Source organism: Camelimonas sp. FR25 (assembly GCF_059740505.1).
In genome coordinates this window covers 1-11,377 of record NZ_JCAWFG010000088.1, presented here as the reverse complement: position 1 = coordinate 11,377, position 11,377 = coordinate 1, and the positions used below count along the sequence as shown (strand labels likewise).

Below are 11,377 nucleotides of genomic sequence, written 5' to 3'. Positions count from 1 at the left end.
TTTCGCCGTGATTTCGCGTTAGGCCTCTGTCATGAACGCACGCGAACAACAATTACGAAAGGCTTTCAAGCGACTGGATGGCGAGCTACCGCCACGGCTTGCCGCGATCATGCGCTGGCTGCGCCACCCCGACAGCCGCTGGGTGCGCATTCCGGCCGGTCTGGTTCTGACGGCAGGCGGTTGCCTGTCGTTCCTTCCCGTACTCGGCATCTGGATGCTGCCGCTGGGTCTGTTGCTGCTGGCCATGGACATGCCCTTCCTGCAGCGGCCCATGGCGGGTCTTGTCCAACGCGGCCTCGACCTGCTCGACCGCTGGCGCCGCGCGCGCAAAACCAGCCGCGCGCCGCGACGCTGATACCAAAGTGCGGTGAGCACGACTCATCGCACTTTGGTCAAGCCCGTGCGGCGCCTGAGCAATCCAGGATGCGGATGCGTCAGCATCTTCGCATCCTGGTATGACGCGGTCTTTACATGCGGGAATTCCAACGTCCGGAAGGATCCCTCATCCATGCTGCAATCGGCATCATCAGTGCAAACGCCCGGTTCCTGATGGCGCAATTACCGGGAGCAAGCCATCCAGAACAAACTGTCGCGTCTTCACCCGTCGCGCGTCTCGCCAAGCGGCTGGAAGCGCGCCGGGCGGCGTTCGATGAAGCTGAGCGCGCCTTCGCGTGCGTCAGGATGCGCCAGGGCCTGCTGCATCAACTGGTCGGACGCGATGGAGGCGGCCACAAAGTCCTGTTCCCAGTGCGCATAGACCTGGCGCTTGATGGTGGCGATGGCGCCGGGCGACACCGTGGCCGCCATGTCGTCGACATAACCGGCGATCGCACGGATCAGTTCGCCCTGCGGCGCCACGCGATCCGCCAGCCCGATGCGAAGCGCTTCCTGCGCGTCGACCTTGCGCGAGCTCCATAGCAGGTCGAGCGCACGGCTGGTGCCAAGCTGGCGCGGCAGCAGCCAGCTCATGCCGTGCTCGGCGATCAGGCCGCGGCGGGAGAAAATCGTGGTGAATGTGGCGTCCTCGGCCACGAAGCGCAGGTCGGTCATCGCCGCCAGCACGAAGCCGCCGCCGGCGGCGATGCCATTGACGGCAGCGATCACCGGCTTTGGCACATGCAGCAGGAATGCGAACAGCGCTGGCCCCGCGATGTCCGCATCCTTGCTCACCCAGTCCTTGCCAGCGCCGCCGCGCTCGGCGTCGCGTTGCAACAAGGAAATGTCGATCCCGGCGCAGAACGCCCGGCCCTCGCCCGTGATCACGATCGCAAACACACGCGGGTCAGCGACCGCCGCATCAACCGCCTGCCGCAGCGCCGTCAGCATGTCATGGTCGAAGGCGTTGAGCGCGGCAGGTCTTTGCAGACGGATCACGCACAGGCGGCCTTCGACGCTCACCCCGACGGTGGGGCGCGCAGTGGCAATGTCGTCAGTCAAACTCGTTCTCCGGCAAAGGACTGGTTGGGGTGGCCTGGCGGGAGGTCGCCGGACCAGGCCAAATTGATGCTGACGCATCCGCGAGCTGATCAGCGCAGTGCCCGCTGGGATTGCCCTTGGCCCCACAGCTCAGGCTCATCGGGCGACGGCGTCAGCCCATGCCGCCATCGCAGCGGACGACCGAGCCGGTGACGAAGGATGATGCATCGCTGGCGAGGAACAGGGCGGTGGAGACGATTTCCTCGGGCCGTCCCGGGCGACGCATGGAATTGTTGGCGGTCTCGCGCGCGGCAGGGTCCCAGGCGTCGGCGATGTCGGTCAGGAAGGGGCCGGCGGACAATGAGTTGACGCGGACCTTCGGACCATATTCGCGTGCCAGCGATACGGACATGGCGTTGAGCGCGGCTTTCGCGGCTGAATAAGGGACCACTGTCGGCAGCGGCACAAGCGCGCCGGAAGACGAGGTATTGATGATGACGCCGCCGTCGCCATCATACATCCGCTTGGCCACCAGCGACGCCAGCCGGAACGGCCCTTTGAAGTTCAGGCCGAGGATCTTGTCGAACAGGGCTTCGGTGATCTGGTCGCTGGGCACGGCAGGCGACATGCCAGCGTTATTGACCAGCACGTCAAGGCCGCCGAAACCAGCGTAAACCTCGTCCGCCAGACGCTCCATATCGTCCCAATGGCTGGCGTTGGCTGAAATGGCCAGCGCCCGGCGCCCAGCCTTCCTGACCTCCGCCGCCGCGGCCTCGCACGCATCCAGCTTGCGGCTGGCGATGGCGACGTCAGCCCCGCAGGCAGCGAAGGCGCGCACCATCTGCAGGCCCAGCCCCCGCGACCCGCCTGTGACGAGAATACGTTTTCCGGTCAGATCGAACAGGCGCTGGGCGAGATTGGCGTCGGTCGCCTGCGGCGCAATCATTGTGTTTTGTGTCATTGCGTTTCATCCCTTGTGCATTGTCGCGCGGCTGGCCACTGCGGCGTGGCTTCTGGATCGCGGACATTTTTCCCAGAGTAGTTTTCCGAAACGCCAGCGTAAAGGCGCGGCTTTGCATGCGTGGCGAAAGGGAAGCCCCGGGCCTGTCGGCTTCCGGCGCCCGCAAACGAAAAACCGCCGCACACGGCATGCCCGTGAACGGCGGCTGATACCAGGAACCGATGAGCGCGACTTATCGGGTTCTGGCTAAGCCCGTGCGACGCCTGAGCATTTCAGGATGCGGATGCGTCAGCATCTTCGCATCCTTGTATAAACCCGGAGCGGGATGGTGGTGGGCCGCCCCGTCCGGGCGCCGGCCCATATCAGGCCGGGAGCACGACAACCTTGGTCTTGACCGGGGTGCGGTCGAACAGATGGATCATGTCCTGGCTCAGCAGGCCGACGCAGCCGCTGGTGACGCCAGAGCCGATCGATTCCGGGTCACTGCTGGCATAGATGGTGTACAGGGTGTAGCGGCCGTTCTGGTAGAGATACAGCGTGCGGGCGCCGAGCGGGTTGTCGAGCCCGCCCGGCATGCCGCGCGCCCATTTGGCGGCCTCGGGCTGGCGCTTGATCATTTCCCTTGGCGGCGTCCACACCGCCCACTCGCCCTTGCGGCCGACATAAGCGTCGCCGCTCCAGCGGAAGCCGTCACGGCCGACATTGGCGCCATAGCGGGTGGCCATGCCATCGCCTTCGATGCGATAGACATAATAATTCCTAGGATCGACGATAATCGTGCCCGGCGCTTCCTTTGTCTCATAACGCACGGTGCGCCGGTAATATTTTGGATCAACCTTGCTGATATCGGCCGCCGGGATCGGGAATTTCTCATTGGGAACCGGGCCATACAGCTTTTGAGCTTCGGCGCGGCTCATGCCGTCCGTGGTCTGGCAGCCGGCGAGGCCCAATGCGCCCACACCCATGGCCGAGCCGATCAAAAACGAGCGGCGGCTGAGGCGCGTCGCCCCCAGCGCCATGTCCGCCTGGCTATCCGTCTTCATCTTGCGGCGATCCTGTATTGCCTCGACATAACGGCCAGTAAATGCGCCGCGAGGCGAAGAGTGCGGCGCCGCGCTGCATTTGGCAAACCCTGCGTTCAACCTGAAGCGGGCTCGCTGTTTTACGCGGGCGAATCACGGGATTATTTGCGTGAAATGCACGCGCGGGCTGATTCTGGCTACGCCGGGCCATGGAGGCGCTGTAGCTTTGTCCAAGCCGCCAGTATCCACGCGCCCTAAAACAGGACTATACAAGCACAGACTGGACGTTAGCGGCGCAATAGCGCCGCGTATCAGCAGACGCTAGGTTTTTTTGGGGGAACGACCATGCCGGGTCCATGGCGAAAGAGCAGGCTTGCCATCACCGCAGCGCAAGCCGCGCTCGCCGTCGCGGCGGCGCTTCTGGCGCCGCTGACTGTCGCCGCGCAAACCCCGCAGGTGTTGGTCAACGCCGCGCCTGGCGCTGATGTTATCGCCTTGCACAAGGATGGCGTCGCCAAAGCCATCGCCGCAGCGCCTCAGGTGATCAGCGACATTATGGCCCGCAGCAAGATCCCCGGGGCGGCTGTGGTGATCGTGCATGACGGCAAGACGGTGTTCCTCGACGGCGCTGGCCTGCGCAAGCTGGGCGCGCCCGACAAAGTGACGCCGGACACCGTGTTTCAGATCGCCTCAATGTCCAAGCCGATCTCGGCCACCATCGCCGCGACCGTCATCGCCAGCGGCAAGGCGAGCTGGGATGACCCGGTGCATCGGCATCTGCCGTGGTTCGCCCTGGGCGATCCCTGGGTCAGCCAGCATGTCGCCATCGCCGACATGTTCGCCCATCGCAGCGGCCTGCCCTTTGCAGCGGGCGATGATCTGGAGGATCTGGGTTTCGACCGGCGGCAGATTCTGGAGAGGCTCCGGCTGTGGCCGCTCGACCCCTTCCGCGCCTCCTATAATTACGCCAATTTTGGCATCACCACCGGCGCCGAGGCGATCGCTGCAGCGGCGGGAACCTCTTGGGAGGAGCTGACCAAACAGGCGCTGTTTGGCCCATTGGGCATGAGCAGCACCAGCGCCAGCCACGCCGTCTTTCTGGCGCGGCCCAATCGCGCCCATTTGCACGCGCTGGAGGATGGCGCCTTCAGGCCGCTGTATGATCGCGACCCGGACCCGCAGGCGCCGGCAGGCGGCGTCTCGTCGTCGGCGCGCGACATTGGCGAATGGCTCAAGCTGCTGCTGGCCAATGGCGTGCATGACGGCAAGCGCCTGTATGGCGAACACGACCTCACGCCAGCCTTCGCCGCGCACATCGTCAGCCGGCCGCCGGCTACGCCCGATGATCGCGGCGGCTATTACGGCTATGGCTTCAACGTCGACGTGCAGGCCAATGGCCGCACCAGCTTCAGCCATTCCGGCGCCTTCCTGATGGGGGCGGGAACCAGCTTTGTCATCATCCCCTCGGCGAAATTGGGGGTGGCGGTGCTGACCAATGGCGCGCCAGTTGGCGCCGCAGAAGCCATTGTCACCAGCCTGACCGACATTGCCCAATATGGCGTGGTGACCCGCGACTGGTACGCCGGTTACCATCATGTGATGCAACCGCTGTTTGCGCCAGCTGGCGATCTGAGCGGCAAAAGCCGCCCGGCCAATCCCGCCCCGGCGCGCCCGCTGGCCGCCTATACCGGCGCCTGGACCAACGACTATTACGGCCCGGTGGAGATAAGCCTCAAGGACGGCGCGCTGCAGCTGCGCATCGGCCCAGCCGGCAGAACCGCGGCGCTAGACCACTGGAATGGCGACACCTTCGCCATGACGCCGCCGCACGGAGAGAACGAACCGCGCGGTTCGCTGACGTCGGTGACCTTCACCATGGCGCAGGCAGTCGGCGGCGATGCGGCGTCGCCGCGCGCCAACGGCTTCACCATCAATTACCTCGACCGTGGCGGCCTCGGGCGCTGGCGCCGCGAGTGAGGCGCGCTGCGGCGCACGGCGACTTTCGTCCATGACATTGCAATTGTCGCTCCGGCCAGATGGAATGGGATCTGGGCGGCGCTGACAGCCGCCTGCAACGGACGCGGTGATGACGCGGCGCTGCCTGACGCCAGGATGCGAAGATGCTGACGCATCCCCATCCTGAAACGCTCAGGCGGCGCATCGGACTGGGGGAAACAGCATGAGTGCTCTGGCCAGGGCGACGCCCTATTTATTGTCCCTGCTGCGCATCATGGCGGGCCTGCTGGTGCTGCAACATGGCACGGCGAAAATTCTCGGCTTCCCGGTCGGACCGATGAACGCAACGTCGATCGCCTCGTTGAGCGGCGTCGCCGGGCTGTTTGAACTGGTGTGCGGGGCGCTGCTGGTCATTGGGTTGCAGTCGCGGATTGCAGCCTTCCTGCTCAGCGGCCTGTGCGCCTCGGCCTATTTTATCGCCCACGCCGGCAAGAGCTTCTTTCCCCTGCTCAACGGCGGCGAACTTGCGGCGCTGTACTGCTTCACCTTCCTGTATCTGGCGGCGGCAGGCCCCGGGCCCATCTCGCTGGACGCTCTCATCGGTCGCGGCGGGCGCTAATTCCGGAATGCGAATGACGCTTGACACCAGCATGCGACGACGCTGCCGCATCCTGACTTGCTCAGGCGCCGCACGGGCTTAACCTGAACCCGATCAGTGAGGCTCATCGGTTTCGGGTATGAGCATGGCAGGTCGCATATGCGTCAGCATGTTCGCGACCTTGTCCAGCGCGTGGGCTGAGGTCCGCGCAGGGCCGGCTCATGGCTGGCGGAAGCGCAAGGTCGCCCGCGGCGCCCCCAGGACAGCAAAAAGCCGCCCTGAGGCGGCTTGCGGGAGGCTCTGCGGGGCGATCAACGCCCGGGGAGCCCTACATGGTTGCGACAACCCAGCCAGGGATGCAGCGTTAAGGCGTGAGGCGCGTCAGACGCGCCTTTCGTGTGTCAGCTTATGTTTGCCATCGGCCTTTTCGGCGGCGACGGCGAAGCTCACGCGCTTGCCGACGTAGACCGAGGCAAGACCGGCTTTGACAATATCGGCCGAGCTCATGAACACCGGCGCTGAACCATCATCTGGCTGAATATAACCACAGCCCTTCAGCGGGCTGTAAAACTGAATAACACCAGTAAGCAAGAAAACTCCCTTTGCTTTGTATTGGTTTATTGTTTGCGCGCAGCATGCCGTGGGCAAGATGGCCCATCGGCGTGACTACGCCAGTGTGATAACGCGGCGCGGCGGAGATTGTTCCGCAAGGCCGCGCTGCCGAAGCTGCTCCCGTCTCCGCCAGCGTCGAAAGCGCCTGTGGGAACCGGGTTCCGCCTCTGATTGCAGGATGCGAAGATGCTGACGCATCCGCATCCTGCAATGCTCAGGCGCCGCACGGGCTTAGCCAGAACCCGATGAGTCACGCTCATCGGGTTCTGGTATGACGATCTCGATAGGCCAGGCATGTGAAGGCCGCGTGACGGTCGCGACGTGATAGCGCCGTGAAGCGTGTCGACACGTCACCGGTCGTCGGCGTAGCGGCCACGCCCCTTATGCCCCGCCTGTGCCACGGGGAAAAACGCCATCGATTTATATGAGAATGACAGCGCGCCTGTGCTGCGAGAGGGGTCAACCCACCGTCTTCGAAGCACGGCATTCCATGCAGGGCAACGGCGCACAAGCGACCTTGCTGCTCAAGGCATGGCTACCGGGGACGCAGACTGAAGCACAAGCGCCAGACTTAAAAGTGGAACGTCTTGCGCAAGTGGCGACGGCGAACCGATGTGACGGCCCGCCGCTGCCCAATTCTGGCTCGCTATGCAGCGAGCGCCTCAAGGCGTCCTCAGACGGCGCGCAGGTTCTCTGCAGCCGACTTGCCCTTGCGCTTGTCGAGCACTTCCTCGAACTCGACCTTCTGGCCTTCGTTCAGGGTGCTCATGCCCGAGCGCTCAACGGCCGAGATGTGCACGAACACGTCAGCGCCGCCGTTGTCCGGGGTAATGAAGCCGAAGCCCTTGGTGGTGTTGAAGAACTTTACGGTACCGATATTCATGGCGACTTCCTTTCAAAGCGACATGGAGAACACACGCCCACCAGGGCAGGCGCGATGAATCGAATTGAGAGAGAAAGTCGCAGCAGCGCCGGAGCGCGTAACAAAGTTCGTCAGCAAGTTCGATAGGCGCACCATGACGCCCAATTGTGTCTTTTACGTGTACGCCGTCGTCAGGCGCAGCCCCCCTGTGTGCTAAAGCCATAGCCACCCATGCCGCAGCTGCTATAGAGCCGCGACGTGGCGGCCATGTGGCCGTAGCCTTGGGCGACGCCATAAGCTTGCCAGCCCCTTGCGGCCGGCTCACTTTTCCGGGGACCTCCATTGCGTCTCAGCCCTGAAGTTGCGGCGCTCGGCGTCTCCCAGATCGTCGGCTACGGCACGCTCTATTACAGCTTTGGCGTGCTGGCCCCGGCCATGGCCCGAGATTTGGGCTGGACCACGGAATGGGTGTTCGCCGCCCTGTCGCTGGCCCTGCTGGCCAGTGGCTTTATCGCGCCGGTGGTCGGGCGCTGGATGGACCGGCTGGGCGCAGGCAAGATCATGGCGGTGGGCTCGGTCGCCGCCGCTTTGGCGCTGGGAGCCTGCGCCTTTGCGCCTTCTGGCGCCACGTTCGTTCCCGCCCTCATCGCCATCGAACTGGCCTCGACCCTCGTGCAATATGGCGCGGCCTTCTCTCTGCTGGTGCAGCGGCAGCCACAGACGGCGCAGCGCAACATTGTCTACCTCACATTGTTCGCCGGCTTCGCCTCGACGATCTTCTGGCCGCTGACCAGCTGGCTGCATGGCTTTCTCAGCTGGCGCCAGGTCTATCTGGTGTTCGCCCTCATGCAGCTTGTGCTGTGTTTGCCGCTGCATGTCTGGCTGGCCCGCCGCCCACCGCCCGTGGCGGATGAGCAGGACGGGCAGCGGCCGTCCCACGCGGATTCCAGCCTGACGCGTAACGGCTCCCTGGCGGCTGAGGATAGGCGGCGCGGCTTTGTGCTGATGACCATCGCCCTCGCCTCGCTCAGTTTCATTTCCTCCGCCGTGCTGATGCACATGTTGCCGATGCTTGGCGCGCTGGGGCTTGGCGCTGTGGCGGTGGCGGTGAGCGCCTCATTCGGCCCGGCCCAGGTGATCAGCCGGCTGCTGAACATCCTGTTCGCCAAAAACCTCGCCCAGGTCTGGCTGTCGCTGGTCTCGGCCGCCGCCTTGGGCGGGGCTCTGGTCATCCTGGCGCTGAGCGCGCCATCGTTTCACGGCGCCATCATCTTTGCGGCGGTGTTTGGCATCGGCAGCGGTCTGTTCAGCATCGTCGGCGGCACCCTGCCGCTGGAGCTGTTCGGCCACCAGGGCTATGGCGCCATCCAGGGCCGGCTGATGTCGGTGCGGCTGATCGTGGGCGCCACGGCGCCCTTCGCTTTCGCATGGATGATGCAGGCGCTTGGCCCTGGCATCGCCTTGCTGCTCACCAGCCTGACCGGCGCCGTCTCGGTGCTGGCGCTGTTGCGGCTGGCGCAGTTGCGCAACCAGGGCCGCGCCGCTGGCTGATCCAGGCGCGCGGCGACGCGCGGCGCCTGGCTGTCGGTTGCGCCACCGCCCTACGCCAATAGCCAAAGCGACGCCTCCTGCCCGTTGCAGGTAGCGGCCCTCTGCCCTTGCGCACCGCCCCGATGCAAACAGGCCTACGTGCATCTGGCCCAACTCCGCCGCCCACATCTGCCTGGCCCACGTCTGCCTGGCCGACATCCGCCTGGCCGACTTGCACGCGGCCATCGCAGCCCCGGCCTGCCATAAAAAACAAAAGGAAAAACCCCGCGCCAGGCGGCGCGGGGTTCTGATGTTTGCCTGACCGGGCGGCGCACCGCCCGGAACACCTGTCTGCTTTACCACTGGTAACGCAGGCCGCCCTTCAGCGAGCTGCTGGACAGATCGCCGTTGAACTTGTGGCTGACGGTGACGAAGCCCGACAGGCCAGCCCCCGTGCCTGTGACATTCAGGGTGCCGGCGATCTCGCCAAAGGCGCCGCGGAAGTTGTCCTCAACCCCGAGCGGAATGCCGGCGCTGAAGATCCGCGCCGTATTGACGCCACGGAACTCGTTCCACAGACGACCCGTGACCGAGGCCTCGAGACGATAGGCGTCGTTCAGCGCCATCGAGCCGCCGAAGCGGGCGCCGATGCCGCCCCGCAGGCTGTCATTGGCGTCAAACTTGGCCAGCGCGCCCGGCAGCGCAATCAGCTGGTCAAGCGTGGTGCGTGCGTAAGAGATCGTCGCCACCGGCTCGATGAACATGTTCGGCGCCAGATTGAACCGGTAACCCGTGTCGAGCTGGAAGCCGAGGGTGGTGGCGTTGACGCCCTGCATGGTGGCCAGCGACGGCGCGCGATAGTCGAGGTTCAGCAGGTCAACCTTGGCCAGCGCATCAACGAAGAAGTTCTGGTTCAGGTAGGTGGCGTAAATGCCAGCCGTGCCGCCGCGATAATTGGCGGAGGTCGGCGACGCCTTGAAGTCGACATGCGACGAGATGTAACCGGCCATCATGCCGAACAGCAGGGCGTCGCCCGACCGCGCCACATTCTCCTGGCCGAAGTCCACGCCGCCCAGCAGACCGAACGTGTCGCGCTTGTAGCTGGTGTTGTGGTTGTACAGGCGATTGTGCAGGGCATGGGTGGCATTGGCGTCGCGGTGCTCCCACGAACCAATTGCCTTGGCCCAGACGCCAGGGGTGACGCTACCTGGCTTGCCGGGGTTGGCCAGCCAGTTGCGCAGGTCTGCCTGGCGGTCGAGCCACACGCCGGTGGTCTCGTGCCAGATGCTCTGCGCCGCAGTGGCCAGAACCGGCAACTCGTAAGCCTCGGCGTCAGGCGCGCCAACCAGCACGAACTCCTGACCGCCGCCCGGCGCGGACCTGAGCGCCACGTCGTAGAAGAACAGCCCCTTGTCGATGACGGCCCGACCGCCGCGAATGGCGTTGGCGCTGGACGGATCGAGCACAACTGCCCCGGCTGAGGCCGCGCCGCCCTGGGCCGCCACGATGGTGACGCCCTGCGGGTTGTACGCGCCCGGACCGGTGTTCTGGTCGCTGACCACGACGCTGGTGACGCCGCTGACCACGCCGCCGACCACCAATTGGTCAGCGGTGGAGCCCGTGCCGCCGAGCCAGGCGTCGACCGCCAGGCGGGCGTTGCCGACGCCAGCGTAATTGCCGCTGGTCTGCAGCACGTCACGCGGCGCCGTAGCCGCCAGCGAAGCGCCCGGGGCCTCGTCCTGCATGGTGATCAGGCCCGCCGCGAGGCCTGCCGGATCGCCATTGCTGAAGCTGGTGAGCTGCTGGAACCGGGTGGTCTCGGCGACGGCGCCCTGGAAGGCGGCGACGATCCGTCCGGTGTTGTTCAGCGCCGAGGTTCCGCCGCCGAAATTGTTGTCGCCAGTCACGTACCAGCTGTTGGAGCTCTGATTGGCGAAGACGCTGTCGCCTGGCAGGTTGACCCGCCCGATGATCACGCCGTTATTGGTGAGGCTGGCGCTTGCGCCGACCACATTGATCGCCAGATCGCCCGAAGCGGCGGCGAGATCGCTGCCGGCGCGGTGGGAGGCGACGGAGCCATCGGCGCCGATGGCGATGCTCGCCCCTGCGCCGCTGGCCACGTGCATGACCGGCGCCAGATCGTCGCCAGCGCCACGCACCATGCCGCCGATGCTGAGGCTGGCGGTGTCGCCGGCGCTGGCGATGATACCCGGGCCCGTGGCGCCCAGCACCGCGCTGGCGCTGCCCGTGGTCAGGCTCAACCCGCCGTCACTGGTGCTGGCGATGACGCCGGCGCCGCCGCCATAGATCAGCCCGTCGCTCTCGATCTTGATGAAGTTGCCGGGGCCACTGGACAGGGCCATGACGCCGACATTACCGCCGACGATGGCGCCTTCGTTGCGCACCTCCGACAGATTGCC

At 65.4% G+C, this 11,377-nt stretch carries 10 protein-coding genes; 4 read left to right on the top strand and 6 right to left on the bottom strand.

The genetic code is table 11. From position 1 onward, the window contains the following. The first annotated feature begins 31 nt into the window (after positions 1 to 31). Positions 32 to 355 carry a hypothetical protein gene (locus AC6A67_RS12665; protein ID WP_498036912.1) on the top strand — a complete coding sequence of 108 codons (324 nt, stop codon included), beginning with the start codon at positions 32 to 34 and terminating at the stop codon, positions 353 to 355. A gap of 242 nt (positions 356 to 597) precedes the next feature. Here the strand turns inward: AC6A67_RS12665 and AC6A67_RS12660 are convergent, their stop codons facing one another. From AC6A67_RS12660 to AC6A67_RS12650, 3 genes are all read right to left on the bottom strand, one after another. After that, on the bottom strand, positions 598 to 1,437 hold the full coding sequence (locus tag AC6A67_RS12660; protein WP_498036911.1) for an enoyl-CoA hydratase-related protein: 840 nt from the start codon (positions 1,435 to 1,437) through the stop codon (positions 598 to 600). Positions 1,438 to 1,588: 151 nt separating this feature from the next. Beyond that, a complete protein-coding gene (locus AC6A67_RS12655; protein ID WP_498036910.1) occupies positions 1,589 to 2,377 on the bottom strand; it encodes an SDR family NAD(P)-dependent oxidoreductase in 789 nt (262 codons plus the stop codon). Positions 2,378 to 2,739: 362 nt separating this feature from the next. Beyond that, a complete protein-coding gene (locus AC6A67_RS12650) occupies positions 2,740 to 3,420 on the bottom strand; it encodes a L,D-transpeptidase (RefSeq protein ID WP_498036909.1) in 681 nt (226 codons plus the stop codon). A gap of 324 nt (positions 3,421 to 3,744) precedes the next feature. Between AC6A67_RS12650 and AC6A67_RS12645 the strand changes: the two genes are divergently transcribed. Next, positions 3,745 to 5,376 carry a serine hydrolase gene (locus AC6A67_RS12645; protein WP_498036908.1) on the top strand — a complete coding sequence of 544 codons (1,632 nt, stop codon included), beginning with the start codon at positions 3,745 to 3,747 and terminating at the stop codon, positions 5,374 to 5,376. A 202-nt stretch (positions 5,377 to 5,578) separates the two neighbouring features. Further along, positions 5,579 to 5,974, top strand: coding sequence for a DoxX family protein (locus tag AC6A67_RS12640; RefSeq protein WP_498036907.1), 396 nt, complete (start codon positions 5,579 to 5,581; stop codon positions 5,972 to 5,974). A 360-nt stretch (positions 5,975 to 6,334) separates the two neighbouring features. Here the strand turns inward: AC6A67_RS12640 and AC6A67_RS12635 are convergent, their stop codons facing one another. Both AC6A67_RS12635 and AC6A67_RS12630 read right to left on the bottom strand, forming a co-directional pair. Next, on the bottom strand, positions 6,335 to 6,544 hold the full coding sequence (locus AC6A67_RS12635) for a cold-shock protein (protein ID WP_498036906.1): 210 nt from the start codon (positions 6,542 to 6,544) through the stop codon (positions 6,335 to 6,337). A gap of 694 nt (positions 6,545 to 7,238) precedes the next feature. Next, entirely contained in the window at positions 7,239 to 7,448 is a 210-nt protein-coding gene (locus AC6A67_RS12630; protein ID WP_498036905.1) for a cold-shock protein, read from the bottom strand. Between the two features lie 321 nt (positions 7,449 to 7,769). Between AC6A67_RS12630 and arsK the strand changes: the two genes are divergently transcribed. After that, complete coding sequence (gene arsK / locus AC6A67_RS12625; RefSeq protein WP_498036904.1) at positions 7,770 to 8,978, top strand: arsenite efflux MFS transporter ArsK; 1,209 nt, start codon at positions 7,770 to 7,772, stop codon at positions 8,976 to 8,978. A 335-nt stretch (positions 8,979 to 9,313) separates the two neighbouring features. On the opposite strand, the gene AC6A67_RS12620 is transcribed toward arsK, so the two are convergent. Beyond that, positions 9,314 to 11,377 (bottom strand): autotransporter outer membrane beta-barrel domain-containing protein (locus AC6A67_RS12620; protein ID WP_498036903.1); only part of this gene is annotated, 2,064 nt, incomplete at its 5' end.

Bases quoted from the DNA above. Each gene is read 5' to 3' on its own strand.
- AC6A67_RS12665 (WP_498036912.1), top strand. From the start codon at position 32: ATGAACGCACGCGAACAACAATTACGAAAGGCTTTCAAGCGACTGGAT.
- AC6A67_RS12655 (WP_498036910.1), bottom strand. From the start codon at position 2,377: ATGACACAAAACACAATGATTGCGCCGCAGGCGACCGACGCCAATCTC.
- AC6A67_RS12650 (WP_498036909.1), bottom strand. From the start codon at position 3,420: ATGAAGACGGATAGCCAGGCGGACATGGCGCTGGGGGCGACGCGCCTC.
- AC6A67_RS12645 (WP_498036908.1), top strand. From the start codon at position 3,745: ATGCCGGGTCCATGGCGAAAGAGCAGGCTTGCCATCACCGCAGCGCAA.
- AC6A67_RS12640 (WP_498036907.1), top strand. From the start codon at position 5,579: ATGAGTGCTCTGGCCAGGGCGACGCCCTATTTATTGTCCCTGCTGCGC.
- AC6A67_RS12630 (WP_498036905.1), bottom strand. From the start codon at position 7,448: ATGAATATCGGTACCGTAAAGTTCTTCAACACCACCAAGGGCTTCGGC.